The 26,487-nt window shown below is 70.0% G+C and carries 26 protein-coding genes and 1 riboswitch; of the genes, 19 read left to right on the plus strand and 7 right to left on the minus strand.

Annotation, left to right across the window (positions count from 1 at the left end):
* The first annotated feature begins 100 nt into the window (after positions 1-100).
* The 6 genes from OHU34_RS30630 (at position 101) to OHU34_RS30655 (ending at position 5,809) form a co-directional block, all read left to right on the plus strand.
* The gene (locus OHU34_RS30630) at positions 101-877 is read left to right on the plus strand and encodes a PspA/IM30 family protein (RefSeq protein ID WP_230196186.1); all 777 of its coding nucleotides are present in this window, start codon (positions 101-103) and stop codon (positions 875-877) included.
* 34 nt (positions 878-911) lie between these two features.
* The gene (locus OHU34_RS30635) at positions 912-1,190 is read left to right on the plus strand and encodes a PspA-associated protein PspAA (protein ID WP_020130014.1); all 279 of its coding nucleotides are present in this window, start codon (positions 912-914) and stop codon (positions 1,188-1,190) included.
* 135 nt (positions 1,191-1,325) lie between these two features.
* Positions 1,326-2,549: a sensor histidine kinase gene (locus OHU34_RS30640; RefSeq protein WP_142263838.1), complete on the plus strand. Its 1,224-nt coding sequence runs from the start codon at positions 1,326-1,328 to the stop codon at positions 2,547-2,549.
* A complete protein-coding gene (locus tag OHU34_RS30645; RefSeq protein ID WP_142263837.1) occupies positions 2,546-3,229 on the plus strand; it encodes a response regulator transcription factor in 684 nt (227 codons plus the stop codon). Before OHU34_RS30640 ends, OHU34_RS30645 begins: the two co-directional genes overlap by 4 nt.
* A 105-nt stretch (positions 3,230-3,334) precedes the next feature.
* Positions 3,335-3,493, plus strand: a complete 159-nt coding sequence (locus OHU34_RS30650) for a hypothetical protein (protein WP_160159971.1) — start codon at positions 3,335-3,337, stop codon at positions 3,491-3,493.
* Between the two features lie 84 nt (positions 3,494-3,577).
* The gene (locus OHU34_RS30655) at positions 3,578-5,809 is read left to right on the plus strand and encodes a protein kinase domain-containing protein (RefSeq protein ID WP_142263836.1); all 2,232 of its coding nucleotides are present in this window, start codon (positions 3,578-3,580) and stop codon (positions 5,807-5,809) included.
* Between the two features lie 21 nt (positions 5,810-5,830).
* On the opposite strand, the gene nadA is transcribed toward OHU34_RS30655, so the two are convergent.
* Positions 5,831-7,015 carry a quinolinate synthase NadA gene (nadA, locus tag OHU34_RS30660; protein ID WP_054243055.1) on the minus strand — a complete coding sequence of 395 codons (1,185 nt, stop codon included), beginning with the start codon at positions 7,013-7,015 and terminating at the stop codon, positions 5,831-5,833.
* 277 nt (positions 7,016-7,292) lie between these two features.
* On the opposite strand from nadA, the gene OHU34_RS30665 reads away from it, so the two are divergent.
* A complete protein-coding gene (locus tag OHU34_RS30665) occupies positions 7,293-7,649 on the plus strand; it encodes an iron-sulfur cluster assembly accessory protein (protein WP_015033024.1) in 357 nt (118 codons plus the stop codon).
* Positions 7,650-7,745: 96 nt separating this feature from the next.
* Here the strand turns inward: OHU34_RS30665 and OHU34_RS30670 are convergent, their stop codons facing one another.
* Positions 7,746-9,560, minus strand: a complete 1,815-nt coding sequence (locus OHU34_RS30670; protein WP_405769389.1) for a hypothetical protein — start codon at positions 9,558-9,560, stop codon at positions 7,746-7,748.
* 129 nt (positions 9,561-9,689) lie between these two features.
* Positions 9,690-9,899: a hypothetical protein gene (locus OHU34_RS30675; protein WP_020130006.1), complete on the minus strand. Its 210-nt coding sequence runs from the start codon at positions 9,897-9,899 to the stop codon at positions 9,690-9,692.
* Positions 9,900-10,029: 130 nt separating this feature from the next.
* On the opposite strand from OHU34_RS30675, the gene OHU34_RS30680 reads away from it, so the two are divergent.
* Complete coding sequence (locus tag OHU34_RS30680; protein ID WP_142263833.1) at positions 10,030-11,004, plus strand: carbohydrate kinase family protein; 975 nt, start codon at positions 10,030-10,032, stop codon at positions 11,002-11,004.
* Between the two features lies 1 nt (position 11,005).
* Here OHU34_RS30680 and OHU34_RS30685 read toward each other — a convergent pair whose 3' ends face one another.
* Entirely contained in the window at positions 11,006-12,388 is a 1,383-nt protein-coding gene (locus OHU34_RS30685) for a cysteine desulfurase/sulfurtransferase TusA family protein (protein ID WP_142263832.1), read from the minus strand.
* Positions 12,389-12,698: 310 nt separating this feature from the next.
* On the opposite strand from OHU34_RS30685, the gene coxB reads away from it, so the two are divergent.
* The 4 genes from coxB to OHU34_RS30705 all read left to right on the plus strand — a co-directional run bounded on the left by coxB (position 12,699) and on the right by OHU34_RS30705 (position 17,171).
* A complete protein-coding gene (coxB, locus tag OHU34_RS30690) occupies positions 12,699-13,658 on the plus strand; it encodes a cytochrome c oxidase subunit II (protein WP_020130003.1) in 960 nt (319 codons plus the stop codon).
* Entirely contained in the window at positions 13,655-15,391 is a 1,737-nt protein-coding gene (ctaD, locus tag OHU34_RS30695; RefSeq protein ID WP_054242816.1) for a cytochrome c oxidase subunit I, read from the plus strand. Before coxB ends, ctaD begins: the two co-directional genes overlap by 4 nt.
* A complete protein-coding gene (locus OHU34_RS30700; protein WP_020130001.1) occupies positions 15,388-15,786 on the plus strand; it encodes a cytochrome c oxidase subunit 4 in 399 nt (132 codons plus the stop codon). Before ctaD ends, OHU34_RS30700 begins: the two co-directional genes overlap by 4 nt.
* Positions 15,787-15,917: 131 nt before the next feature.
* On the plus strand, positions 15,918-17,171 hold the full coding sequence (locus OHU34_RS30705) for an Ig-like domain-containing protein (protein ID WP_142263831.1): 1,254 nt from the start codon (positions 15,918-15,920) through the stop codon (positions 17,169-17,171).
* 57 nt (positions 17,172-17,228) lie between these two features.
* Here OHU34_RS30705 and OHU34_RS30710 read toward each other — a convergent pair whose 3' ends face one another.
* Positions 17,229-17,633 carry a response regulator transcription factor gene (locus tag OHU34_RS30710; RefSeq protein WP_020129999.1) on the minus strand — a complete coding sequence of 135 codons (405 nt, stop codon included), beginning with the start codon at positions 17,631-17,633 and terminating at the stop codon, positions 17,229-17,231.
* A 178-nt stretch (positions 17,634-17,811) separates the two neighbouring features.
* On the opposite strand from OHU34_RS30710, the gene OHU34_RS30715 reads away from it, so the two are divergent.
* From OHU34_RS30715 to OHU34_RS30740, 6 genes are all read left to right on the plus strand, one after another.
* A complete protein-coding gene (locus OHU34_RS30715; RefSeq protein ID WP_020129998.1) occupies positions 17,812-18,432 on the plus strand; it encodes a heme-copper oxidase subunit III in 621 nt (206 codons plus the stop codon).
* 65 nt (positions 18,433-18,497) lie between these two features.
* Complete coding sequence (locus OHU34_RS30720; protein ID WP_020129997.1) at positions 18,498-19,310, plus strand: c-type cytochrome; 813 nt, start codon at positions 18,498-18,500, stop codon at positions 19,308-19,310.
* The gene (locus tag OHU34_RS30725; RefSeq protein WP_020129996.1) at positions 19,307-20,368 is read left to right on the plus strand and encodes a ubiquinol-cytochrome c reductase iron-sulfur subunit; all 1,062 of its coding nucleotides are present in this window, start codon (positions 19,307-19,309) and stop codon (positions 20,366-20,368) included. Before OHU34_RS30720 ends, OHU34_RS30725 begins: the two co-directional genes overlap by 4 nt.
* Complete coding sequence (locus tag OHU34_RS30730; protein WP_142263830.1) at positions 20,365-22,011, plus strand: cytochrome bc complex cytochrome b subunit; 1,647 nt, start codon at positions 20,365-20,367, stop codon at positions 22,009-22,011. The genes OHU34_RS30725 and OHU34_RS30730 overlap by 4 nt, the downstream gene beginning before the upstream one ends.
* A 162-nt stretch (positions 22,012-22,173) precedes the next feature.
* Positions 22,174-23,238, plus strand: coding sequence for an anthranilate phosphoribosyltransferase (trpD, locus tag OHU34_RS30735; protein ID WP_142263829.1), 1,065 nt, complete (start codon positions 22,174-22,176; stop codon positions 23,236-23,238).
* Between the two features lie 79 nt (positions 23,239-23,317).
* A riboswitch (SAM riboswitch) is annotated at positions 23,318-23,434 on the plus strand.
* A 180-nt stretch (positions 23,435-23,614) separates the two neighbouring features.
* Complete coding sequence (locus OHU34_RS30740; protein ID WP_142263828.1) at positions 23,615-24,976, plus strand: aminotransferase class V-fold PLP-dependent enzyme; 1,362 nt, start codon at positions 23,615-23,617, stop codon at positions 24,974-24,976.
* A gap of 32 nt (positions 24,977-25,008) precedes the next feature.
* On the opposite strand, the gene OHU34_RS30745 is transcribed toward OHU34_RS30740, so the two are convergent.
* A complete protein-coding gene (locus OHU34_RS30745) occupies positions 25,009-25,290 on the minus strand; it encodes an Lrp/AsnC family transcriptional regulator (RefSeq protein WP_020129992.1) in 282 nt (93 codons plus the stop codon).
* Positions 25,287-26,072 carry a rhomboid family intramembrane serine protease gene (locus tag OHU34_RS30750; protein WP_142263827.1) on the minus strand — a complete coding sequence of 262 codons (786 nt, stop codon included), beginning with the start codon at positions 26,070-26,072 and terminating at the stop codon, positions 25,287-25,289. Before OHU34_RS30750 ends, OHU34_RS30745 begins: the two co-directional genes overlap by 4 nt.
* Before the next feature lie 173 nt (positions 26,073-26,245).
* Between OHU34_RS30750 and OHU34_RS30755 the strand changes: the two genes are divergently transcribed.
* Positions 26,246-26,485: a hypothetical protein gene (locus tag OHU34_RS30755; RefSeq protein WP_020129990.1), complete on the plus strand. Its 240-nt coding sequence runs from the start codon at positions 26,246-26,248 to the stop codon at positions 26,483-26,485.
* Positions 26,486-26,487 lie beyond the last annotated feature (2 nt).

The raw sequence follows: 26,487 nt of genomic DNA on the forward strand, positions 1-26,487 counted from the left end.
CGTCAATGGATGCAGGGCCCGTACTGTGGGTTCTGTCGCAGAGCTGGAGCTGGACGTCAGAAGGGGGCGCGCGAAGCCCATGAGCGGTGTCATGAAGCGTATGGGGATGATCTTCCGCGCGAAGGCGAACAAGGCCCTTGACCGGGCCGAGGACCCGCGCGAAACCCTCGACTACTCGTATCAGAAGCAGCTGGAGCTTCTCCAGAAGGTCCGCCGCGGTGTCGCCGACGTCGCGACCTCGCGCAAGCGCCTGGAACTCCAGCTGAACCAGTTGCAGTCGCAGTCCTCCAAGCTGGAGGACCAGGGCCGCAAGGCCCTCGCGCTCGGCCGTGAGGACCTCGCACGCGAGGCGCTCTCCCGCCGTGCGGCGCTCCAGCAGCAGGTCACCGACCTCGAGACGCAGCACTCCACGCTCCAGGGCGAGGAGGAGAAGCTCACCCTCGCGGCCCAGCGCCTGCAGGCCAAGGTGGACGCCTTCCGTACGAAGAAGGAGACCATCAAGGCCACCTACACCGCAGCCCAGGCCCAGACCCGCATCGGCGAGGCATTCTCCGGCATCTCCGAGGAGATGGGCGACGTCGGCCTGGCCATCCAGCGCGCCGAGGACAAGACCGCCCAGCTCCAGGCCCGTGCGGGCGCCCTCGACGAGCTCATGGCGTCCGGCGCCCTGGACGACCCGACGGGCATCGCGAAGGACGACCTCCAGGCCGAGCTGGACCGGCTCTCCGGTGGTACGGATGTAGAGCTGGAACTGCAGCGCATGAAGGCCGAGCTCGCCGGGGGCAGCTCGGCCGGCCAGCAGGCCATCGAAGGTGGCACGAGCCAGCCGCAGTCCCAGCAGCAGCCGCAGGACACCCCGCGCTTCGACAAGCAGTAGCCCTGCGCCGGGGACCGGAGCCGAGGAGGGCGACATGATCGTACGGATCATGGGGGAGGGCCAGTGGCGACTGGCCGACTCCCATCTCGTCGAACTGAACACGCTGGACGACGAACTGCTCGCGGAGATGGAGAGCGGCGACGAGGACGGCTTCCACCGCACCCTCGGCGCCCTCCTGGACGCCGTCCGCCGCCTCGGCGACCCCCTCCCGGACGACGCCCTGGAACCCTCGGAACTGATCCTCCCGGCCCCGGACGCGAGCCTGGAAGAGGTCCGCGAGATGCTCAGCGACGACGGCCTGATCCCGGGCTGAGGGCGGCGACCTCTCAGCGCCGGTCACGGCTTCCAGCCCGTCCGGCGATCGAGGACGAGGCCCGTGCGGGGCCGACAACGGGGTCTGGGGGCGGCAGCCCCCAGCTACGGCGAGGAAAGCGACGGCAACTAAAAAGTGACCCTCCTTTCCCGGGCCGAGTGCCGGCTCAAGGCACACCCCCTCGCCCTGGACGCGGGCCTGGCCGCAGGCGTGCTGCTCTGCATGCTGGCCGGCTCCTTCGTCGACCCGCACGGAGGGCACGGCGTCAGCTGGCGCATCCGCAGCCCGGACCCGCTCAGCCTGCTGCTGATGACCCTCTCCGCCGTCGCCCTGGTCTTCCGCCGCAGCGCCCCCATGACGGTCCTCGCCCTCACCGGCGCCGCCTCCGTGATCGAGTCCGTCACCGGCGATCCCCGGGCCCCCGTCGCCATGTCCGCCGTGATCGCCCTGTTCACCGTCGCCGCCTCCACCGACCGAGCCACCACGGTGCGCGCCGGTCTGCTCACCATGACGATCCTCACCGGCGCGGCCATGCTCGCCGGACCGCTGCCCTGGTACGCCCAGGAGAACCTGGGGATCCTCGCCTGGACCGGCATCGGCGCCACCGCGGGTGACGCGGTCCGCAGCCGCCGGGCCGTCGTCCAGGCCATCCGGGACCGCGCCGAGCGCGCGGAGCGCACTCGGGAGGAGGAGGCCCGCCGCCGGGTCGCCGAGGAGCGCCTGCGCATCGCCCGCGACCTGCACGACGTCGTCGCCCACCACATCGCCCTGGTCAACGTCCAGGCCGGAGTCGCCGCACATGTCATGGACAAGCGGCCCGACCAGGCCAAGGAGGCCCTCGCCCACGTCCGCGAGGCCAGCCGCTCCGCGCTCAACGAACTGCGGGCCACCGTCGGGCTGCTGCGCCAGTCCGGCGACCCCGAGGCCCCCACCGAGCCCGCACCCGGCCTGGACCGGCTCGACGAACTGGCCGGCACCTTCCGCAGCGCCGGCCTCCAGGTCGAGGTGGCCCGCACCGACCACGGGACCAAGCTCCCGGCCGCCGTCGATCTGGCCGCCTACCGGGTCATCCAGGAAGCCCTCACCAACGTCCAGAAGCACGCGGGATCCGAGGCGAAGGCCGAGGTCAGCGTCGTACGCGTGGGACCGAACATCGAGGTCACGGTCCTCGACGACGGGCGTCCCGCGGACGGCGGACCCCCGGCGGCCGGCGGCGGCCACGGCCTGCTCGGCATGCGCGAGCGCGTCACCGCCCTGCGCGGCACCCTCACCACCGGTCCCCGCTACGGAGGCGGCTTCCGCGTCCATGCGATCCTGCCGGTCAAGACCCGCACGGCCACCACGGGGGAGAACGCATGACCATCCGTGTCCTGCTCGCCGACGATCAGGCGCTGCTGCGCAGCGCGTTCCGCGTGCTCGTCGACTCGGAGTCCGACATGGAGGTGGTCGGCGAGGCGTCCGACGGCGCCGAGGCCGTCCGGCTGGCCAGGGAGCAGCGCGCCGACGTCGTCCTGATGGACATCCGCATGCCCGGGACGGACGGACTCGCCGCGACCCGGCTGATCAGCGCCGATCCGTCCCTCGCGCACGTCAGGGTGGTCATCCTGACGACGTTCGAGGTCGACGACTACGTGGTGCAGTCGCTGCGGGCCGGCGCCTCCGGGTTCCTCGGCAAGGGCAGTGAGCCGGAGGAACTGCTGAGCGCGATACGGGTCGCCGCCGGCGGGGAGGCCCTGCTCTCGCCGACCGCCACCAAGGGCCTGATCGCCCGCTTCCTGGCCCAGGGCGGCGCGCTGGACGACGACCACGACCCGGCCCGCTCCGCCCGGCTGGACGCACTCACCGTGCGCGAGCGTGAGGTCCTCGTGCAGGTCGCCGGAGGCCACTCCAACGACGAGATCGCCGAGCGCCTCGAGGTCAGCCCGCTCACCGTGAAGACGCACGTCAACCGGGCCATGGCCAAGCTGGGCGCGCGCGACCGGGCCCAGCTCGTGGTGATCGCGTACGAGTCGGGGCTGGTACGTCCGAGGGCGGAGTGAGCCCGGCCTTTGCGTACTGCGCCCGGAGTGGGCGCGGGATAAGCAAATGGACCTGGAGCGTACGGATCGCCGTACCGGTATGGCCCAGGGTGAAGAGGCCACGTCGTGATCGGCGGTCTGATCACCTCGACCCTGCTCACCCTGCCGCTCGTCCCGACGCTGTACGCGATGCTCGAACTCCGCAAGGAGCGCCGGGCGAAGAAGCGTGCCGCGAAGCGACAGCCGGCGCAGCCCGAGAAGACCCCGGAACCTGCCGGGGTCTGACACCGCGGCGCCGGTGCCCTTCCCCCGTACGGGTTCCCTATCCTGTGAACTCGAACTGCTCGGCGGGGGAAGGGGACCGGGGCGTTGGCGCTGCACAAGGACGACCCGAAGGCGCTCGGCGGGTACCGGATCGTGGACCGGATCGGATCCGGTGGCATGGGCGTCGTCTACCTGGGCCGGTCCCGTTCGGGGCGTGAGGTCGCCGTCAAGGTGGTGCACGCCCAGTACGCGGAGGACAAGGTCTTCCGGGCCCGCTTCCGGCAGGAGATCGACGCCGTCCGCAAGGTGAGCGGTGCCTTCACCGCGCCGGTCGTGGACGCCGACCCGGAGGCCGAGCGGCCCTGGATGGCCACCCAGTACGTGCCCGGACCGACGCTCTCCGCCCGGATCCGGGGCGCCGGCCCGCTGAAGGGCGCGGAGCTGCGACGGCTGGCCCTGGGCCTGGTGGAGGCGCTGCGGGACATCCACCGGGCCGGGGTGGTCCACCGCGACCTCAAGCCCTCCAACGTCCTGATGGCGCAGGACGGCCCCCGGGTCATCGACTTCGGCATCTCCCGGGCCACCGAGAACCAGACCCTCACCGAGACCGGCCACGCCATCGGCACCCCGCCGTTCATGTCCCCGGAGCAGTTCAAGGACGCCCGGTCGGTCGGCCCCGCCTCGGACGTCTTCTCCCTCGGCGCGCTGCTGGTCTTCGCCGCGACCGGCTGCGGCCCCTTCGACGCCGACAGCCCCTATCTGACGGCGTGGCGGGTGATGCACGAGGAACCGAAGGTGGACGCGGTCGCCGAACCGCTGCGCGCGATCATGACCCGCTGCCTGGCCAAGGACGCCGGTGACCGGCCCGGACTCGACGAGCTGGCCGGGGAGTTCGCGCAGGCGCTGCCCGAACCGGCGGCGGGTGACAGGGAGACGGTGACCCTGCGTGTGCCGCCCCCGACCGCGGCGGACGAGGAGCCGGAACCCGCCGTCGCCGCGCCCGTCACGGGCCGGCGCTCCCGGCTGCGCCGGTGGCCGGTCCTGGCGGGAGTGGCGGGTGTCCTGGCCGTGGCGGTCACCGGCTACTTCCTGTTCGACCCGTTCCGGCGCGGGGACGCGAGCGCGGCGTCCGACGGCACTGCCCCGAGGACCTCCCGCTGGGATCCGCTGCCCGCCGACTGGAAGCCGTGGCGGACCTCGGTCTACGGGTCCGCGCTCTCCGGCGTGACCCAGCCGATGAACGGCGACGGAAGTTCCTACGGCACCACGCTGTCCTGCGCGACGGGCGAGGGCGCCCTGTACTGCGGGGGCAACGGTGTCCTCCCCGTCCGCGTCGACGGGACCACCGGCCGGCTCGCCTGGCGCGCGGATTCCGTGCCCTCGGGAGTGCCACGGGAGGAGTACGACAGCACGGTCCTCGGGGAGCACGACGGTGTGCTGCTGGTCAGACAGTCGGTCGTGAGCAGCACCGGCGACGACACGGTGATCAAGGTCGTGGCCCTCGACTCCGGCACCGGTGAGCGGCTCTGGTCGCGCCCCATGGACAGCCGGGCCGTCCAGCCCGCCGTAGTCGGTGATCTGCTGCTGACCCCGGACGGCAAGCGCGTGACGGCCCGCGACCCGCGCGACGGAACCGCGCGCTGGACCACGGACCTGCCCGCAGGGCCGACCTATTCCTGTGAGTTCCACGACATCGGCGGCCTCCCGTACGCGGGCTGCGGCGACGCGGGCTCACCGTCGCGCACCGTGTTCTACGCCGTGGACCCGGCCGACGGCACGACCCGGGAGGTGAGCGTGCCGGACGGCGACCTCGAGCATGTCGGTGACCTCGACGGCGATCTGGTCTTCCTGGCGTTCGGCGGACGGGGCGAGCCGATGTCCGGGGACTCGACGTACACCGACGTCCTGTTGATCGACCCGGACACGGGGGCCGTACGGCGGAAGAAGCTGCCGAGCAGCCCACGGGGCCAGGCCGCGCTGATCGGCGGCGTGCTCTGCTTCGCCGCCTCCAGCGGCCTGGTGACCGCGCACGAGCCCGGGACGGGCAAGCGGCTGTGGGCCACCTCGACCACTCTTCAGCAGCCCGGCAGGCCCGTTCCCGACGCGCGGGGCCGCACCCTGTTCGCGGCCAGCGCCTCCGGGCGGGTGGCCGCGCTCGACACGGCGACGGGCCGGCTGCTGTGGGAGTCCCCGGCGCGGGCCGAGCAGGTCTTCCCGACGAGTTTCCACACGGCGCGGGTGTTCCGCGACGAGGGCGCCCTGGTGGTGCTCGCCCCCGACGGGACGGTCTTCACGCTGGACCCGGCCCACCCCGACCGGAAGCCGGTGTCGGGGTGATCCGGGCCGACGTCGGCCCCGCTACGGCAGTGCCAGCATCCGCTCCAGCGCCAGCTTCGCGAACGCCTCGGTCTCCTGGTCGACCTGGATCCGGTTGACCAGCTTGCCCTCGGCGAGGGACTCCAGGGTCCAGACCAGGTGGGGGAGGTCGATCCGGTTCATCGTCGAGCAGAAGCAGACCGTCTTGTCGAGGAAGACGATCTCCTTGCCCTCGGGCGCGAAGCGGTTCGCCAGCCGGCGCACCAGGTTCAGTTCCGTGCCGATGGCCCACTTCGAGCCGGCCGGGGCCGCCTCCAGCGCCTTGATGATGTACTCGGTCGAGCCGACGTAGTCCGCCGCGGCCACGACCTCGTGCCGGCACTCGGGGTGCACGAGCACGTTCACGCCGGGGATCCGGGCGCGGACGTCCTCGACCGACTCCAGGCTGAAGCGGCCGTGCACCGAGCAGTGGCCCCGCCACAGGATCATCTTCGCGTCGCGCAGCTGCTCGGCGGTCAGCCCGCCGTTGGGCTTGTGCGGGTTGTACAGGACGCAGTCCTCGAGGGACAGGCCCAGGTCACGTACGGCGGTGTTGCGGCCCAGGTGCTGGTCCGGCAGGAAGAGGATCTTCTCGCCCTGCTCGAAGGCCCACTCCAGAGCCCGCTGGGCGTTGGAGGAGGTGCAGATCGTGCCGCCGTGCTTGCCCGTGAACGCCTTGATGTCCGCGGACGAGTTCATGTACGAGACGGGCACGACCTGCTCGGCTATGCCGGCTTCGGTCAGCACGTCCCAGCACTCGGCGACCTGCTCGGCGGTGGCCATGTCGGCCATCGAGCACCCGGCGGCGAGGTCGGGGAGGACCACCTTCTGGTCGTCGGACGTCAGAATGTCCGCGGACTCGGCCATGAAGTGCACACCGCAGAACACGATGTACTCGGCCTCCGGGCGGGCGGCCGCGTCCTTGGCCAGCTTGAAGGAGTCGCCCGTGACGTCGGCGAACTGGATGACCTCGTCGCGCTGGTAGTGGTGGCCGAGCACGAAGACCTTGTCACCGAGCTTCTCCTTGGCGGCGCGGGCCCGCTCGACCAGGTCCGGGTCCGAGGGCGAGGGCAGGTCGCCGGGGCACTCGACGCCCCGCTCGCTCTTCGGGTCCGCCTCACGGCCGAGCAGCAACAGGGCGAGCGGAGTCGGCTGTACGTCGAGCTCCGTGGTCTGGGCGGTGGTCACGGCACGCACCCTTTCTACTTTTCGTCGATCTGACGTTATCTATCATAACCCGCTTCACGTCACTTTGACGATGGTCATCGCGTCGATGTGACGTGAATCCCGCGCCCCGGCCGGCGCCGCTCCGAAGGGCGCTGTCCGCCGCATCGCACGTGTGCGAGCATGAAAGGCAAGAAGAGGAAAGAAGTGGAAACACGACTCCTCGGCGCGGAATGAATCCGCGGCCCCGACGGTTGGAAACGTCGGCAAGCAGTCTCCGTACAACCCGGGAGAGATGTAGATGTCCGTATCGGACGAGAAGACCACTGTCAGCGACGGCATCCTCCTGTCCGACGCCGCCGCGGCGAAGGTCAAGGCCCTGCTCGACCAGGAAGGCCGCGAGGACCTGGCACTGCGCGTCGCCGTTCAGCCCGGCGGCTGCTCCGGCCTGCGCTACCAGCTCTTCTTCGACGAGCGCTCGCTCGACGGTGACGTGGTGAAGGACTTCGACGGCGTCAAGGTCGTCACCGACCGGATGAGCGCCCCGTACCTGGGCGGCGCCTCCATCGACTTCGTCGACACCATCGAGAAGCAGGGCTTCACGATCGACAACCCGAACGCGACGGGCTCCTGCGCCTGCGGCGACTCCTTCAGCTAGGTCGCCCGTTCGCCTCACTGAACGGCATGAAGGCGGCGGCCCCCTCCAACGGGGCCGTCGCCTTCGCGTTCGCGCCGCGCGAACCGCTGCCGGGCGTTACCGGACCTGCGGCAGCCGGGCGCCCGGCTTCTCCAGCGGGATCGCCGCGCCGTCCGACCCGACGACCTTCCGGCTGCCCAGCGACTCGTCCAGGTGCACGATCTGGTGGTACTCCTTGGCGATCAGGATGCAGACCTTGTCCTTCCACGGCGTCTCGGTCACGGTGACCTTCACCTCGTCACCGCTCTCGGTCGCCGTGGCCTTGTAGTCGCCGCAGACCCCGCCGGTGAAGCTCACGACCAGATCGTCGCCCTCGGCGGTGTAGCCGTCCACCTGCACGTCCCGCGTCCCCGACGATGCGGTCGGCGACGGCGCCGGCGTCGCGGCGGACTTCAGATACGCCGGCTCCACGGCCGGCTGCGTCACCGTGTAGCCGCCCGCGACCCCCGCGGCCTGCACGTCGAACAGCCAGGACGGTACGAGCACCTGCCGTCCGCCCGAGGCGTGCGGGGCCAGCCCGAGCACCGCGTCCTCGACCGTCGCCGTCTGCGCCCGGGGGGCCGCCGTGGACGCACCGCACGGACTCTCCAGCCGGTCCTTCAGCGGCACCGGACTGGCGCAGCCGCCGATGCCCATCCGGTGGTCCGTCCCCGGTGCCGCGTTCAACGCGTCCAGCGCCTCCCGCGCGCTCAGCACGGGGTACGTGTCGCCCTTCACGGGCGGTTCCAGCTGCCCGTTCCCGGCGACCACCGCGCCCTGGGCGTCGACGCTGATCCCGGTCGTCCAGCCGTAGGTGGGCAGCTCGCCGAACACCGGGTCGGCGTTCACCACCCGCTGGCTCCCCATGACCTGACTCGCGTCCACCCGGGCGCCGTCCTGCCCGACCGCCTCGAGAACCGGTGCCGCCGCCTTCTTCGCGGCCGCCTCGCTCACCGGGGCGCCGGATCCGGCCAGGGGGGTCACCGTGCACTTGTCGCTGCCGACCGTGCAGTTGTCGGTGCCGGGCGCGTACCGGGTGAACGTCCACATCCCCGGCGCCTGCCGGTTCACCCGCAGCACCGGACCGGAGCCGTCGTTCCCGGCGCCGACCTTCCACGCCTCGCCGTCGACGACCGGCGTCCCCTCGGCCCCCAGCGCCTTCGCCAGCCGGGCCACCTCGTCCTTCGTGACCTCGCCCTTCGCCCAGTACACGGGCGCGGAGCCGGGGCCGTCGGGAAGGGTGCCGGCGGCCTTGTAGGTCACCCCGTAGGGGTTCGGCTCACCGGGCGCGATGCCGCTCGTACCGCCCTCGGGGGTACCCGTACCCGTGGAGTAGCCGTCCAGGAGGAGCGCCGCCGGCGTGCCGTCACCGGACGGTGAACCGGCGCCGGCACTCCCACCGGAGCCGCCGACCGTACTGGAGGTCAGATAGGCCCCGCCCCCGCCCACCAGCAGCACGGCGGCCGCGACGGAGGCGATGAGAACGGGGGAGCGGCGGCGCGGGCCGGCCGGGGGCGCGTCGTCGGCCACCGGCCCGACGACGTGCTCGTCCGGCCCCTCGTCCGCGCCGGAACCGCAATCGCCCGGCACCTCACCGATCTCGGCCCCGACCCCGGCGCCGACCCCGGACGCGGCGGCCCGCTCACCGGCGTCCGCGGTGTCGGTGTCCGCGGTGGTGTCGGCCTCGGCGACGGCGGGAGCCCCGGCATCGGAGCCGACGGGAGCGTCGGCAGGGCCTGCCTCCTCGTCCGGAACGCCGGCCTCCGTGCTCGGCGCGTCCTCGGCCCGCGCCTCCTCGACCTCGGTCTCCCGGACCTCGGCCTCGGCCGTCTCCGAACCCGTCTCCTCCGGCTCGCGCGCGGCGTCGTCGTTCTCGGGTCGCTCGGTGTTCACCGCATCGCTCCTTCGGCTGCCCTGCTGGCGTACCCCACATCCCCTTTACGTGGGACGGCGATGGGACGCGACGGGGGAGCGCACGGTTCCCTCCCGAGCTCCGTTCCGAAGGAAATCGAGGGTTTGCCCCTAGTTGCCGTAGTCCGGCATCGCCTCCAGGAGCCGCGCCGACGTCGCCGGAACGATCACGCCGAGGATGAGTGACGGGGAGACCGGACGGGAAGTGATCTTCTCCGGGGCGGCCCAGTGCCGAGCCATCCGGGCGCCGTCACCGCGCAGCGACGCCAGGTCGCCGTCGAGATCGGCCGGAGCGGGGGCGTGGACCTTGAGGTTCGTCATAGCCGAACCGTATGCACGCCGGAGGCCGCGAAGAAAGATCTACTATCGGGTAGTTTCGGATGCTTCAGTGGCGCGGGTCGACCGGGTAGCGTGAACTGTCAATCCCCCTCCCCTCAGGAGAGTCCACGCCGTGCGCATCGCAGTCACCGGCTCCATCGCCACCGACCACCTCATGACGTTCCCCGGCCGCTTCGCCGACCAGCTCGTCGCGGACCAGCTGCACACGGTCTCGCTCTCCTTCCTGGTCGACAACCTGGACGTGCGCCGGGGCGGCGTGGGCGCGAACATCGCCTTCGGCATGGGGCAGCTGGGGACCGACCCGATCCTGGTCGGCGCCGCGGGCGCGGACTTCGACGAGTACCGGGCCTGGCTCGACCGGCACGGCGTCGACACCGGGTCGGTCCGTATCTCCGAGACCCTGCACACCGCCCGCTTCGTGTGCACCACCGACGCCGACCACAACCAGATCGGCTCCTTCTACACCGGCGCGATGAGCGAGGCCCGCCTCATCGAGCTGCAGACCGTCGCCGACCGGGTGGGCGGCCTGGATCTGGTCCTGATCGGCGCCGACGACCCGGAGGCGATGCTGCGGCACACCGAGGAGTGCCGCACCCGCTCGATCCCCTTCGCGGCCGACTTCTCCCAGCAGATCGCCCGTATGAACGGCGACGAGATCCGGATACTGCTGGAGGGCGCGACGTACCTGTTCTCCAACGAGTACGAGAAGGGCCTCATCGAGTCCAAGACGGGCTGGACGGACGCCGAGATCCTCTCGAAGGTCGGCCACCGCGTCACCACCCTCGGCTCGCGCGGCGTCCGTATCGAGCGGGCCGGCGAGGACCCGATCGAGGTCGGCTGCCCGGAGGAGGAGGCCAAGGTCGAGCCCACGGGCGTCGGTGACGCCTTCCGTGCCGGCTTCCTCTCCGGCCTGGCCTGGGGCGTCTCCCACGAGCGCGCCGCGCAGATCGGCTGCATGCTCGCCACCCTCGTGATCGAGACGGTCGGCACCCAGGAGTACCAGCTGCGCCGCGCCCACTTCATGGACCGCTTCACCAAGGCCTACGGCGACGAGGCCGCCACCGAGGTCCGCAAGCACCTGGCCTGACTCAGGACAGCCGGCGGACCACATAGGCCGAGCCACGGTCCGCCGGCTCCTCACCGACGTACTCCTGCTCCCGCATCTCGCACCAGGCGGGGATGTCCAGACGGGCCGCCTCGTCGTCGGACAGCACCCGCACCGTGCCGCCGACCGGCACCTCCCCGATGACCTTCGCCAGCTCGATGACGGGAATCGGACACCGCTTGCCCAGGGCGTCCACGACGAGCTCCTCGCCCCGTACGGCGGCACCGGTCGGCGCAACGGGCGCCCCGAGCTTCTCCCGCACCCCCGCCACCGCCCCCGGCAGCACGGCGAGGAACCGCTCGACGTCCTCCTCGGCGACTCCCGTCGGCAACGAAACCCGCACGTTTCCCTCACTCAGCACCCCCATCGCCTTCAGCACATGGCTGGGCGTCAGCGTGCTGCTGGTGCAGGACGACCCGGAGGAGACGGAGAACCCCTCCCGGTCCAACTCGTGCAGCAGCGCCTCCCCGTCGACGTACAGGCAGGAGAAGGTGACGATCCCCGGCAACCGCCGCAGCGGGTCCCCGACGACCTCCACGTCCGGTACGGCAGCCGCCACCCGCGCCCGGATCCGCGCCGTCAGCTCCCGCAGCCGTACCGCCTCGGCGGCCGCCTCCGCCCGCACCGCCCGCAGCGAGGCCGCCGCGGCCACGATCGCCGGAATGTCCTCGAACCCGGCCGCTCGCCCCGACTCGCGCTCGTCCACCGGCCCTTGGACGGCGAACCGCACCCCCTTGCGCACCGCGAGAAGCCCCACCCCGGACGGCCCGCCCCACTTGTGCGCGCTCGCCGCCAGCAGCGACCAGGGCCCCTCCACCGGCCCCCAGCCGAGCGACTGCGCCGCGTCCACCAGCAGCGGCACCCCCGCCTCCCGGCACAGCCCGGCCACGGCCGCCACCGGCTGCTCGGTCCCCACCTCGTGGTTGGCCGACTGCAGACAGGCCAGCGCGGTGTCGGACCGCAGGGCGTCGCCGTACGACTCGACGGAGACGGCACCGGTCCTGACCACCGGGACCCGGGTCACCGCCCCGCCCCCCGCCTCGAACGCCTCTGCCGAATGGAGTACCGAGGAGTGTTCGACGGCTGACACGATCAGGTGACGTCCGACCCGTCGGCGCCCGGCCAGCGCGCCCGCGATCCCGGTGTGCACGGCCCGCGTTCCGGAAGCGGTGAAGACCAGTTCGTCGGGCCGGCAGCCCACCGCCTCGGCGGCCGCCTCCCGGGCGGCGTCCAGCAGCATCCGCGCCCGCCTCCCCTCTCGGTACAGCCGGGCGGGATCGGCCCACCCCTCGTCGAGCGAGGCCAACAGGGCCTGGCGGGCCACGGGATGCAGGGGAGCGGCGGAAGCGGCGTCGAAGTAGGACACACCGCAACGGTAAAGCGCCGGTGAGGCCGGCACCCCAGGGGCGCGGGGAACCGCGCGACAGACCACAGCAGGCCCGCAGCCGCCATACATGCCGCATTGACGAGCTATTAGGCGCTATCAGACGCTCATCCCACCCCTTCGGGGTGACCCGCGGCGCGTATGCCACCCTCCCCGCGAACCCCCGGAAGGCGTCGGCTAGGGTTTGGTCCGCATAAACATCCAAACCCCTGCCCGACGCAGGGCGGCGACCGACCCGCGAGAAGGCAGGCCGCAGCCAACCGCGCGGGCGAGACTCTCGGGAAGGCGCTACGTGAGTCCCAACGGCTCCGACCGCTCGCCGCGGCGCCCGATGCGGCGGAAGCTGCTCCAGGCAATGACCGCGGGCCTGGTCCTGGCGACCGCCACCGGTTGCACATACAAGGACTTCCCCCGCCTTGGTATGCCCACCCCGGTCACAGAAGAGGCTCCGCGGATCCTCTCCCTGTGGCAGGGATCATGGGCAGCCGCGCTGGCCACCGGCGTGCTGGTGTGGGGCCTGATCCTGTGGAGTGCTTTCTTCCACCGGCGCAGCCGCACCAAGGTCGAAGTTCCTCCGCAGACCCGGTACAACATGCCCATCGAGGCGCTGTACACGGTGGTTCCGATCATCATCGTCTCGGTGCTGTTCTATTTCACGGCCCGTGACGAGTCGAAGCTGCTGAGCCTCGACAAGAAGCCCGATGTCACGGTGAACGTGGTCGGCTTCCAGTGGAGCTGGTGCTTCAACTACATCGAGAACGTCGACGGTTCCGACGGGAACGCGAAGACCGACAAGAACCTGGCCGCGATCCCGGACCGGTTCAAGGCGGACTTCCCCGACAACGCCGGCGGCGTCTACACCTGCGGTACTCCCGGTGAGCGGAACCCGCAGACCAACAACCCCGGCCCGACCCTCTGGCTCCCTGAGGGCAAGACGGTCCGCTTCGTCCTCACCTCGCGTGACGTCATCCACTCCTTCTGGGTGGTGCCGTTCCTGATGAAGCAGGACGTCATCCCGGGCCACACCAACTCCTTCCAGGTGACCCCCAACAAGGAGGGCACCTACCTGGGCAAGTGCGCCGAACTCTGCGGCGTCGACCACTCCCGGATGCTCTTCAACGTGAAGGTCGTCTCCCAGGAGCGCTACGAGCAGCACCTCAAGGACCTCGTGAAGAAGGGGCAGACCGGTTACGTTCCCGCGGGCATCGAGCAGACGAGCCACGAGAAGAACCGGGAGACGAACAACCTGTGAGCATCCTCAACGAACCCCAGGGTGCCTCCGCAGCTGAGGACTCGTACGAGAACGAGCTGCCGGTCAGGCGCAAGCAGCCCGGCAACGTCGTGGTGAAGTGGCTGACGACCACCGACCACAAGACCATCGGTACGTTGTACCTGGTCACGTCGTTCGCGTTCTTCTGCATCGGTGGCGTCATGGCGCTCCTCATGCGCGCCGAGCTCGCCCGACCGGGCTTGCAGATCATGTCGAACGAGCAGTTCAACCAAGCGTTCACGATGCACGGCACGATCATGCTGCTGATGTTCGCGACGCCGCTGTTCGCCGGCTTCACGAACTGGATCATGCCGCTCCAGATCGGCGCGCCGGACGTCGCCTTCCCGCGGCTGAACATGTTCGCCTACTGGCTCTACCTGTTCGGCTCGCTGATCGCCGTCGCCGGTTTCCTCACCCCGCAGGGTGCGGCCGACTTCGGCTGGTTCGCCTACGCCCCACTGTCGGACGCGGTCCGCAGCCCGGGCATCGGCGCCGACATGTGGATCATGGGTCTGGCCTTCTCCGGCTTCGGCACCATCCTCGGCTCGGTCAACTTCATCACCACGATCATCTGCATGCGCGCGCCCGGCATGACGATGTTCCGGATGCCGATCTTCACCTGGAACGTCCTGCTGACCGGTGTCCTGGTCCTGCTGGCCTTCCCGGTCCTGGCGGCCGCGCTGTTCGCCCTGGAGGCGGACCGCAAGTTCGGTGCCCATGTCTTCGACGCGGCCAACGGCGGCGCGTTGCTGTGGCAACACCTCTTCTGGTTCTTCGGCCATCCAGAGGTGTACATCATCGCCTTGCCGTTCTTCGGGATCATCTCCGAAGTGATCCCGGTGTTCTCCCGCAAGCCGATGTTCGGTTACATGGGCCTGATCGCGGCCACCATCTCGATCGCCGGTCTCTCGGTGACGGTGTGGGCGCACCACATGTACGTCACGGGTGGCGTGCTGCTGCCGTTCTTCTCCTTCATGACGTTCCTCATCGCCGTGCCGACGGGCGTGAAGTTCTTCAACTGGATCGGAACGATGTGGAAGGGCTCACTGTCCTTCGAGACACCGATGCTGTGGGCGACGGGCTTCCTCATCACCTTCACCTTCGGTGGTCTGACCGGCGTCATCCTGGCCTCGCCGCCGATGGACTTCCACGTGTCCGACTCGTACTTCGTGGTGGCGCACTTCCACTACGTCGTCTTCGGCACGGTCGTCTTCGCGATGTTCTCCGGCTTCCACTTCTGGTGGCCGAAGTTCACCGGCAAGATGCTCGACGAGCGCCTCGGCAAGATCACCTTCTGGACGCTGTTCGTCGGCTTCCACGGCACCTTCCTGGTCCAGCACTGGCTGGGCGCCGAGGGCATGCCGCGTCGGTACGCCGACTACCTGGCGGCCGACGGCTTCACCGCCCTGAACACGATCTCGACGATCAGCTCGTTCGTCCTCGGTCTGTCCGTCCTGCCGTTCTTCTACAACGTGTGGAAGACCGCCAAGTACGGCAAGCCGGTCGGCGTCGACGACCCGTGGGGCTACGGCCGCTCCCTGGAGTGGGCCACCTCCTGCCCGCCGCCGCGCCACAACTTCCTCACCCTGCCGCGGATCCGCAGCGAATCCCCGGCGTTCGACCTGCACCACCCCGAGATCGCCGCGCTCGAGCAGCTGGAGCACGCCGGCCACGGTGCCAGTGCCATCTCGGGCAGCAAGGAGGCCGGCAAGTGAAGATCCAGGGCAAGATGTTCGTCTGGCTGAGCGTCTTCGTCCTCGTCATGGCGATCGTCTATGGCGTGTGGTCGAAGGAGCCGGCCGGTACCACGGCCCTCTTCCTGGCCTTCGGCCTGTGCATCATGATCGGCTTCTACCTGGGCTTCACCGCCCGGCGGGTCGACGCGGGCGCGCAGGACAACAAGGAGGCGGACGTCGCGGACGACGCCGGCGAGCTGGGCTTCTTCAGCCCGCACAGCTGGCAGCCGCTGTCGCTGGGCATCGGCGGCGCCCTGGCCTTCCTGGGGGTCGCTGTCGGCTGGTGGCTGCTGTACTTCTCGCTGCCGCTGATCCTCATCGGTCTGTGGGGCTGGGTCTTCGAGTACTACCGCGGTGAGAGCCGCACCCAGTAGCACGCACTGAACGCGGGCTGAGCCCGGACACTCCGTCAGGAGGGTCCGGGCTCACGCTTTTGCCGCAACGGTGCTCCTCCGTCCGTGTCACTCAGCGCGCCGCGGCCGACCCGGCTCCCTAGCGTGAAGCCATGAGCCACGAACCCCGCCCTCGCACCGTCGTGGGCTGCACCCTGCTGGTGATCGCCCTGGGCGCGGTTGCAAGCGCCTGCGGCTCGGACGGCAACCCGCTCTCCGCGCGCCCCTACGACGCGACGGACCAGATCTCCTTCAACAACCTCGGTGGCGACGGGAAGAAGTCCGACCCGGACAAGCCCCTGGAGGTCACCGCGGAGGACGACGACCGCATCACGGACGTCACCGCCGTGGACGGCACAGGCCGTTACGTGGCGGGCGAACTCGCCGCCGACGGCAGCCGCTGGCACAGCACCGAGCCGCTGGCCGCGAACGCCCACTACACGGTCCGCGTGAGCACCGAGGACGACGACGGCGCCCCCGGCCGCCGGGTGCTCACCTTCGACACCGGCAAGCCCACCTCCAAGAAGCGCCTGGGCGTCGCGTTCGGCCCCGACGCGGGCGAGTACGGCGTCGGCCAGCCCGTCACCGCCAAGCTGGACCAGCCCATCAAGGACCCCGCCCAGCGGGCCGTCGTCGAACGCGCCCTCAAGGTCGACTCGACGCCGTCCGTGCAGGGCGGCTGGCACTGGGTGGACGACAAGGAACTCCACTACCGGCCGCAGGAGTACTGGCCGGCCCACGCCAGCCTCCGGGTGCACAGCAACCTGGACGGCATCAAGATCAGCGACCGGCTGTGGGGCGGTCCCACGAAGGACCTCAAGCTCACGATCGGCGACCGGGTCATCGCCGTCACGGACGCGTCGTCGCACTCCATGACGGTCTTCAAGAACAACGAGGAGATCAACCAGATCCCGGTGACCACCGGCAAGCCCGGCTTCGAGACCCGCAACGGCGTCAAGGTCGTCCTGGGCAAGGAGTACTTCGTACGGATGCGCGGCACCTCCGTCGGTATCGCGGAGGGCTCCTCGGAGTCCTACGACCTGCCCGTGTACTACGCCACCCGCGTCACCTGGAGCGGCGAGTACGTCCACGCCGCCCCCTGGTCCGTGGGCTCCCAGGGGTACGCGAACGTCAGCCACGGCTGCACCGGCATGAGCACGGGCAACGCCGAGTGGTTCTTCGACAACATCCGCCAGGGCGACGTCGTCCAGGTCGTCAACAGCTACGGCGACACGATGGAGACCTTCGGCAACGGCTTCGGCGACTGGAACCTGGACTGGAAGAAGTGGACCAAGGGCAGCGCGCTGACGGGCGGCAAGCAGAAGGCGGAGCAGGACACGTCGAGACTGCGGCCCGCCGCGGTGTAGGCACTGCCGGGGGCACGGCTGCCGGGGGCGCGGGGAACCCACGCCCCTGTGCCCCCGCTAGGCGCTCTGTGTAAGGCTCTTGCGCCGCATCAGGGACGCCAGGGCCGAAGCGAACTCCACGGGCTCCACAGGCAGCGTCACAGCCGCGTCAGCGCGGCTCCAGGTGGCGAGCCAGGCGTCCTGGGGCCGCCCGATGAGCAGGAGCACCGGCGGGCACCGGAAGACCTCGTCCTTGATCTGCCGGCACAGCCCCATGCCGCCCATGGGCACGGCCTCGCCGTCCAGGACGACGACGTCGACGCCGCCCCTGTCCAGCTCTCGCACCACCGCCGCGGGCGTCGCGCACTCCAGGAACTCCACCACGGGGACGTCCGGCGCGGGCCTGCGCCCGGTCGCGAGCCGGACCTGCTCGCGGGTGTTGGCGTCGTCGCTGTAGACCAGCACCGTGGCGGTCGCCTGCATGCTTCCTCCGTGACATCAGCGTCGTACGGACAGAACCGATGCCGCGGATGCTACTCCCTTGAACACGTCGTCAACACCGCTTGGAACACCACTTCGATGGGCCATACGGGCAGTACACACGGTGCGAACACTCCGAACGGCACCCCCCGGAGTGAGGGCGGGATAAGGGACCGACATAATGTCGGTCGTGGCGACAGCAACGACAGTAGAAACCGGGCACGCGCACCCGTCGGTCAATCGGCCGAACCTCACCAGTGTCGGAACCATCATCTGGCTGAGTTCCGAGCTGATGTTCTTCGCGGCCCTCTTCGCGATGTACTTCACCCTGCGATCGGTGACGGGTCCTGATCACTGGAAGGAAATGGCCGAGGCCCTGAACTTCCCGTTCTCGGCCACCAACACCACGATCCTGGTGCTCTCCTCGCTCACCTGCCAGCTCGGCGTCTTCGCCGCCGAGCGCGGTGACGTGAAGAAGCTCAGGATGTGGTTCATCGTCACCTTCATCATGGGTGCGATCTTCATCGGCGGTCAGATCTTCGAGTACACGGAGCTGGTGAAGAAGGACGGGCTCTCGCTCTCCTCCGACCCGTACGGCTCGGTGTTCTACCTGACCACCGGCTTCCATGGCATGCACGTGACGGGCGGCCTCATCGCCTTCCTGTTCGTCCTCGGGCGCACCTACGCGGCCAAGAGGTTCACCCACGAGCAGGCGACCGCGGCCATCGTCGTGTCCTACTACTGGCACTTCGTCGACGTCGTCTGGATCGGCCTCTTCGCCACGATCTACATGATCAAGTAGCCGGGCACGCTCGCTCCCGCACATCCCAAGCATCGACGCAGAAGATCCTGACACCGGGGTAATCCGTGAAAAAGCTCTCCGCACGACGACGCCATCCGCTGGCGGCGCTCGTCGTCCTACTCCTCGCGCTGGCGGCTACCGGGGGGCTGTACGCCGCGTTTGCGCCCGCGAGCAAGGCGCAGGCAGACGACACCGCCCAGTCCCTCGCCATCGACGAGGGCAAGAAGCTCTACGCCGTTGGCTGCGCAAGCTGCCACGGCACCGGCGGTCAGGGGACCTCCGACGGCCCGAGCCTGGTCGGCGTGGGCGCCGCGGCCGTCGACTTCCAGGTCGGCACCGGGCGCATGCCCGCGGCTACCTCCCAGGGCGCCCAGGTGCCCTCGAAGAAGGTCATCTACACGCAGGCCGAGATCGACCAGCTCGCCGCGTTCATCTCCTCCCTGGGCGCCGGCCCGTCCGTCCCGACCGACGCCGAGTACGGCCCGGAGGGTGCGGACATCGCCAAGGGTGGCGAGCTGTTCCGCACCAACTGCGCGCAGTGCCACAACTTCACCGGCAAGGGCGGTGCCCTCACCAAGGGCAAGTACGCTCCGACCCTCGAGGGCGTGGACCCGAAGCACATCTACGAGGCCATGCAGACCGGCCCGCAGAACATGCCTTCCTTCCCCGACACCACCCTGTCGGAGCAGAACAAGAAGGACATCATCGCGTACCTGCACGCGGTCAACAGCGACGAGACGAACAACCCCGGTGGTCTGGAGCTGGGCGGCCTCGGGCCGGTCAGTGAGGGCCTGTTCGCGTGGATCTTCGGTCTCGGTGCCCTGATCGCGGTAGCCGTCTGGGTCGCCGCTCGGACCGCAAAGGCCAAGAAGTCATGAGTAGCCAAGACATTCCAGAAGAGAACCTGCCCGCTGAGCAGGGCCACGCACACGGCAGCGCCGTAGGCGTCGCGGACGAGCAGAACCCGTTCGCGGACCCGGGGCTGCCCCCTCACGAGCATCGCATCCAGGACATCGACGAGCGGGCCGCCAAGCGGTCCGAGCGTGCGGTCGCCTTCCTGTTCACGCTGTCGATGCTCGCCACGGTCGGCTTCATCGCCTCGTACGTGGCGATCCCCGCCGACAAGTCGATCTTCGTGTTCCCGATCGGCCACCTCAGCGCGCTGAACTTCGCGCTGGGTCTGACGCTGGGCACGGCGCTGTTCACCATCGGCGCCGGCGCGGTCCACTGGGCCCGCACCCTGATGTCCGACGTGGAGGTCGCCGACGAGCGGCACGCGATCGCCGCGCCCCCCGAGGTCCGTGCGAAGGTCCACGCGGACTTCAAGCAGGGTGCCAAGGAGTCCGCGCTCGGCCGTCGCAAGCTGATCCGCAACACGATGTTCGGCGCGCTCACCCTGGTGCCGCTGTCCGGTGTCGTGCTGCTGCGCGACCTCGGCCCGCTGCCCGAGGACAAGCTGCGTCACACGCTGTGGGCCAAGGGCAAGCTGCTCGTCAACATGAACACGAACGAGCCGCTGCGTCCCTCGGACGTCGCCGTCGGTTCGCTCACCTTCGCCAAGCCCGAGGGCCTGGAGGAGCACGACGAGGAGTTCCAGAACGAGATCGCCAAGGCGGCCCTGATGATCGTCCGGCTCCAGCCGGACAACATCAAGGACAAGCAGGAACTCGACTGGTCCTACCAGGGCATCGTGGCGTACTCGAAGATCTGCACCCACGTCGGTTGCCCGATCTCGCTGTACGAGCAGCAGACGCACCACGTGCTGTGCCCCTGCCACCAGTCCACCTTCGACCTCTCCGACGGTGCCCGAGTGATCTTCGGCCCCGCCGGCCACGCCCTGCCGCAGCTGCGCATCGGTGTGAACGACGAGGGCTATCTCGAGGCGCTCGGCGACTTCGAAGAGCCCGTCGGTCCTGCTTTCTGGGAGCGCGGATGAGCACGAACGAGAACACCGAGAGCAACGAGTCCCGCGAACGCGGGAAGGCTCCGGCGGGCGAGCGGATCGCCGACTGGGCCGACGGTCGGCTGGGGATCTACTCCCTGGCCAAGGCCAACATGCGCAAGATCTTCCCCGACCACTGGTCGTTCATGCTGGGTGAGATCTGCCTCTACAGCTTCATCATCATCATCCTCACGGGTGTGTACCTGACGCTGTTCTTCCACCCGTCGATGAACGAGGTGGAGTACCACGGCAGCTACGTCCCGCTCCAGGGACAGCTGATGTCCGAGGCGTTCAGCTCGACCCTGCACATCTCCTTCGACGTGCGCGGCGGTCTGCTCATCCGGCAGATCCACCACTGGGCGGCGCTGATCTTCCTCGCCGGCATGTTCGTGCACATGATGCGCGTGTTCTTCACGGGCGCGTTCCGCAAGCCGCGTGAGGTCAACTGGCTGTTCGGCTTCCTGCTGTTCGTCCTCGGCATGTTCACCGGTTTCACCGGTTACTCGCTCCCGGACGACCTGCTCTCCGGCACCGGTGTCCGCTTCACGCAGGGCGCGATCCTGTCGACGCCGATCGTCGGCACGTACATCTCGATGTTCCTGTTCGGCGGGGAGTTCCCGGGCCACGACTTCGTGGCGCGGTTCTACTCGATCCACATCCTGCTGCTGCCGGGCATCATGCTCGGGCTGGTGGTCGGCCACCTGATCCTGGTCTTCTACCACAAGCACACGCAGTTCGCGGGCCCCGGCAAGAGCAACAAGAACGTCGTCGGCATGCCGCTGCTGCCGGTGTACATGGCCAAGGCCGGAGGCTTCTTCTTCCTGGTCTTCGGTGTCATCGGGGTCATCGCGGGCATCGCGCAGATCAACCCGATCTGGGCCATGGGCCCCTACCGTCCGGACCAGGTGTCCACCGGCGCCCAGCCCGACTGGTACATGGGCTTCGCCGAGGGTCTGATCCGCTTCATGCCGGGCTGGGAGATCAACATCTGGGGCCACACCCTGGTCCTGGGCGTGTTCATCCCGCTGCTCCTGTTCGGTGTCCTGCTCGCGATTCTCGCGCTCTACCCCTTCATCGAGTCGTGGGTCACGGGCGACAAGCGCGAGCACCACATCCTGGACCGGCCGCGCAACGCCCCGACGCGCACCGCGCTGGGCGTCGCCTGGGTCACGATGTACATGATCATGCTGGTCGGTGGTGGCAACGACCTGTGGGCCACCCACCTCCACCTGTCGATCAACTCGATCACCTGGTTCGTCCGGATCTTCTTCATCGCCGGACCGGTCATCGCGTACATCGTCACCAAGCGGATCTGCCTCGGCCTCCAGCGCCGGGACCGGGACAAGGTGCTGCACGGTCGAGAGACCGGCACCATCAAGCGCCTGCCGCACGGTGAGTTCATCGAGATCCACGAGCCGCTCAGCCAGGAGCAGCTGCACACCCTCACGGCGCACGAGCAGTACCAGCCGGCCGCGATCGGCGCCGCCGTCGACGACAACGGCGTCGAGCGCAAGGTGAAGGGCAAGGAGAAGCTCCGCGCCAAGATCAGCGGGGCGTACTTCGGTGAGGACCAGCAGATTCCGAAGCCCACCGCGGAGGAGTACAAGGAGATCACGAGCGGCCACGGCCACCACTGATCGCTGAGGCGTCGCCACGCCACGGGAAAGGGCCCCGTCCGGTCTTCGGACGGGGCCCTTTGCCGTGCCCACGGGCTGGATAGGGTGGGGTGCACCTTGTCACGAGGTGCACGACGGCACACGACGTACCAGACGAACACGACGACACACGCAGGAGCGGCTATGAGCGCTGTGACCCCCGCTGGAGGCGACACCGCGGCGGGCCGTTCCTGGCCCGAGGTGCTGAACGGTCTGCTGTACGGTCGCGACCAGGACGCCGACGCCACGTTCTGGGCGCTGGACCGGATCATGCGGGGCGAGGCGACCGACGCGCAGATCGCCGGGTTCGTGGTGGCACTGCGGGCCAAGGGCGAGACCGTCGCGGAGATCAACGGGCTCGTCCGGGCGATGTACGAGCACGCCAACCTGATCGAGGTGCCCGGCCGGACCGTCGACATCGTCGGCACCGGCGGCGACGGCGCGAAGACGGTCAACATCTCCACGATGTCGGCGATCGTCGTGGCCGGCTCGGGCGCCACGGTCGTCAAGCACGGCAACCGGGCGGCGTCCTCCGCGTCCGGCGCCTCCGACGTCCTGGAGAAGCTCGGCGTCAATCTGGAGCTGACCCCGCGGCGGGTGGCCGAGGTGGCCCAGGAGGCCGGGATCACCTTCTGCTTCGCGATCAAGTTCCACCCGGCGCTGCGTCATGTGGGCGCCGCGCGCGGCCAGCTGGGCATCCGCACGGTGTTCAACGTGCTCGGCCCGCTGACCAACCCCGCCAAGGTGCGGGCCCAGGCGGTCGGGGTCGCGGACCCGCGGATGGCGCCGGTCGTCGCGGGCGTCTTCGCCGAGCGCGGCAACTCGTCCCTGGTCTTCCGGGGCGACGACGGCCTCGACGAGCTGACCACGACGGCCACCTCCCATGTGTGGGTCGTCCGCGACGGCAAGGTCACCGAGGAGACCTTCGACCCGCGTGACGTCGGGCTCGAACTGGTCCCGGTCGAGGCTCTGCGGGGCGGGGACCCGTCGTACAACGCGGAGGTCGCCCGCCGACTTCTGGAGGGCGAGAAGGGCCCGGTGCGGGACGCCGTGCTACTGAACTCGGCGGCGGCGCTGGTGGCCCTGGAGCCGGGCTCCGGGACCCTCGCCGGGCAACTGCGCGACGGCATGGACAAGGCGGCCGAGTCGATCGACTCGGGTGCGGCCAAGCGGGCGCTGGACCGCTGGGTCGCCGCCACCCGGGCGTGACGCCCCACCGCTGACGGCCGTCCCGCGATCCGGACACGGGTTGCGGGACGGCGATCACTTCACGTAGTTTCCTGTATCAGGTCATGAGTGACAGTCATGAGGCCCCGGCCGACTGTCCGGCAACCCTCCGTCCGTGGCGGGGTGCCCCGGGTGAGGACCAGGTCGTAGGCAGCGAGGTCTACGGCAAGCGCGGACCCCTCGCACTCTTCTGAGTGAGTACCGCCAGGGGTCCTGGTCGTTCGAGGGAGCCTTCCGTGAGCAAGCGAATGCGATAGGGCGTAGAGCCCCGCCTCCGCACACCCCTTTCACCTTCCTCCGTGCTCGAGCCATGTCCGCTCGCACGGCGGTCCCCCCTTGCCTCTCACGGGAGTTCGCCATGTCTGTCCCCACCGCTGCCGCCGCCCGTACCGTTTGTGCGCCGCTGCCCGTTCTCGGCCGGGATGTCACGGTCCCGCTCGTCACGGGCGGCGAGGTCACCTACGCGGCGCTCGACTACGCGGCCAGCGCCCCCGCCCTCCAGCGCGTCTGGGACGACGTGGCGGCCTACGCCCCTTACTACGGCAGCGTCCACCGGGGGGCCGGCTACCTCTCGCAGCTGTCCACGGACCTCTTCGAGAACGCCCGCAGGACGGTGACCGAGTTCCTGGACTGCCGCCCCGACGACCAGCTGGTCTTCACCCGCTCGACGACGGACTCCCTCAACCTGCTGGCGCGCGCCCTCCCGGCCGGCTGCCAGGTCTTCGTCTTCGAGACCGAGCACCACGCCTCGCTGCTGCCCTGGCAGGACGCCCGGGTCACCTACCTGGACGCCCCGCGCACCCCGCGCCAGGCCGTCGAGACGCTGGAGCGGGCCCTCGCCGACCGTGACCCGCACGGCCCGGCCCTGGTCTGTGTCACCGGCGCCTCGAACGTCACCGGCGAGCTGTGGCCGGTACGCGAGCTGGCGGCCGCCGCGCACGCCCACGGCGCCCGGATCGTCCTGGACGCGGCCCAGCTGGCCCCGCACCACCCGGTCTCCGTGCGGGAGCTCGACGTCGACTGGGTCGCCTTCTCCGGTCACAAGCTGTACGCGCCCTTCGGCGCCGGCGTGCTGGCCGGCCGCGCCGACTGGCTGGTGGCGGCCGACCCGTACCTCGCCGGCGGCGGCGCCAGCCGCAAGGTCACGCGGCGCGAGGACGGGGGAGTGGACGTGGAGTGGCACGAGAGCGCCGCCCGCCACGAGGCCGGCTCCCCGAACGTGATCGGCGCCTACTCCATCGCCTCGGCGTGCAAGGCCCTCGCCGAGGCGGGCTTCGACGGCCTGGTCGCCCGGGAGGAGTACCTGATCGCGAAGGTGCGGGCCGGTCTGGCCGAGGTCCCGCAGGTCAAGGTGCTGTCCCTGTTCGGCGACGACGCCCCGCGGGTCGGCGTGATCTCCTTCGTCGTCGAGGGCTGGAACAGCTCCCACTTCGCCGCCGCCCTCTCCGCCGAGTACGGCATCGGGGTCCGCGACGGCCTCTTCTGCGCCCACCCCCTGGTCCGCACCCTGCTGGGCAGCGACCCCCAGACCCAGGGCGAGTGCGGCGCCCCCGAGGCGGCTCCCGGCGAGAAGTCCCTCAACGCGATCCGGGTGAGCTTCGGCGCGGGAACCCCGGACGAGCACGTGGAGCGCTTCGTGAACGCGGTGCGCGAACTGGTGAGCGAGGGCGCGCGGTGGCAGTACCGGACGGAGGACGGCCGCTGCGTGCCCGCGCTCTGAGCGACGGTCCGCCGGAGGCGGTGGTCAGCCGGTCAGGAGTCCAGCCCGATCGCGAACGCCGCCTCCAGGTCGTGCTGCGAGTAGGTGCGGAAGGCGACGTGCGTGTCCGTGCCCTCCACCCCGGGGATCTTGCTGATGCTGCCCGGGATGACCTCCGCCAGGTCCTCGTGCTCCTTCACCCGCACCATGGCGATCAGGTCGTACGTCCCGGTGACGGAGAAGACCTCGCTGACGGAGTCCAGCGAAGCGATCCGCTCCGCGATCTCGGGAATCCGGTCCACGCTGGTCTTGATGAGGACGATCGCGGTGATCACGGCTGGTTCTCTCCCTCGGGGGCCGGAGCTGGGGCGGGCTTCACTCTAGTCGCCCGCCCGTCACCCGCCGCCGCCCCTTCGAGGCCGCCCTTCGGGCCCGGCTTCTTCCCGAAACGGGCCCACGCGTAGAGGAGCCCCAGGCCGAAGCCCACCAGGTGCGCCAGATAGGCCACCCCCGGCCCCTGGGCGGCCTGCCCCGCCGCCACCCACTGCAGGGCCGCCCAGAAGGGCAGCACGACCCATGCGGGGAAGCGCAGCGGCAGGAAGAACAGGAACGGCAGGAGACTGGTCACCCGCGCCCGGGGGAACAGGTACAAGAACGCGCCGAGGACCGCGGAGATCGCTCCGGAGGCGCCGACCAGGGACTGCGACGACTCGGCGTTGGCGGCGGCGTAGCCCAGCAGGGCCAGGTAGCCGCAGCCGAGGTAGAAGAGCGTGAACTCGACGCGGCCCATCCGGTCCTCGGTCATCGTCCCGAAGACGTAGAGGAAGAGCATGTTGCCCAGCAGGTGCACCCAGCTGCCGTGGACGAAGAGGGCCGTGGCCGGGGTCAGGGCGGCCCGTGGCGCGCCCTCGAAGAGCTCGCCTGGCACCACGCCCCAGCGCCGGAAATAGGCGCGCTGTGCCGCCAGCAGCTCGTCGCCGGAGCCGTACGCCGGATTGAAGCCCGAGGCGGGCCCGATCAGGAAGATCAGGCAGCACAGGGCGATCAGTGCGTAGGTCACCGGCGCCGGGCGGTTGCGGACCACCCTGCCGACCGTCCCGTTCCAGTCGCCGATCATGAGAACAAAGCATGACGTAATCGGACGCACTCGTCCGGACCGCCTCGCCGCCGCGGACGGATGGGCGGCGAGTACCCGCCAGGCCGTAGGGTTACGAGCCATACGCGCGGGGGAGCCTCCGGCCCGTCCCCGGCAACCGGAAGCACGACACTAGAAGGAAGCGGATAGCCACGATGACGGTTCCCCTGCCGACCGCCGCGACGCGGTGGCGCTGCACGCTCTGCGGCAACCTCACGCGGTTCGACGTGACGCGCTCGTCGAAGGTCGTCGAGTACGTGCACCTCGACCTCGCCGGTGAGCCGAAGGTCGAGGAGCGCGAGGTGGTCAGTGAGACCATCGAGTCGGTGCGGTGCCGCTGGTGCAACGCCGTGGACCAGGTGGAACTCGTGGATCGGCCGGGCGCCGGTTCCTGACG

The sequence above is a fragment of the Streptomyces sp. NBC_00080 genome, assembly GCF_045041255.1.
Lineage (GTDB): Bacteria > Actinomycetota > Actinomycetes > Streptomycetales > Streptomycetaceae > Streptomyces > Streptomyces coriariae.

Bases quoted from the DNA above. Each gene is read 5' to 3' on its own strand.
- OHU34_RS30630 (WP_230196186.1), top strand. From the start codon at position 101: ATGGGGATGATCTTCCGCGCGAAGGCGAACAAGGCCCTTGACCGGGCC.
- OHU34_RS30635 (WP_020130014.1), top strand. From the start codon at position 912: ATGATCGTACGGATCATGGGGGAGGGCCAGTGGCGACTGGCCGACTCC.
- OHU34_RS30645 (WP_142263837.1), top strand. From the start codon at position 2,546: ATGACCATCCGTGTCCTGCTCGCCGACGATCAGGCGCTGCTGCGCAGC.
- OHU34_RS30665 (WP_015033024.1), top strand. From the start codon at position 7,293: ATGTCCGTATCGGACGAGAAGACCACTGTCAGCGACGGCATCCTCCTG.
- OHU34_RS30675 (WP_020130006.1), bottom strand. From the start codon at position 9,899: ATGACGAACCTCAAGGTCCACGCCCCCGCTCCGGCCGATCTCGACGGC.
- OHU34_RS30705 (WP_142263831.1), top strand. From the start codon at position 15,918: ATGAGCCACGAACCCCGCCCTCGCACCGTCGTGGGCTGCACCCTGCTG.
- OHU34_RS30710 (WP_020129999.1), bottom strand. From the start codon at position 17,633: ATGCAGGCGACCGCCACGGTGCTGGTCTACAGCGACGACGCCAACACC.
- OHU34_RS30715 (WP_020129998.1), top strand. From the start codon at position 17,812: ATGTCGGTCGTGGCGACAGCAACGACAGTAGAAACCGGGCACGCGCAC.
- OHU34_RS30725 (WP_020129996.1), top strand. From the start codon at position 19,307: ATGAGTAGCCAAGACATTCCAGAAGAGAACCTGCCCGCTGAGCAGGGC.
- OHU34_RS30730 (WP_142263830.1), top strand. From the start codon at position 20,365: ATGAGCACGAACGAGAACACCGAGAGCAACGAGTCCCGCGAACGCGGG.
- trpD (WP_142263829.1), top strand. From the start codon at position 22,174: ATGAGCGCTGTGACCCCCGCTGGAGGCGACACCGCGGCGGGCCGTTCC.
- OHU34_RS30740 (WP_142263828.1), top strand. From the start codon at position 23,615: ATGTCTGTCCCCACCGCTGCCGCCGCCCGTACCGTTTGTGCGCCGCTG.
- OHU34_RS30750 (WP_142263827.1), bottom strand. From the start codon at position 26,072: ATGATCGGCGACTGGAACGGGACGGTCGGCAGGGTGGTCCGCAACCGC.
- OHU34_RS30755 (WP_020129990.1), top strand. From the start codon at position 26,246: ATGACGGTTCCCCTGCCGACCGCCGCGACGCGGTGGCGCTGCACGCTC.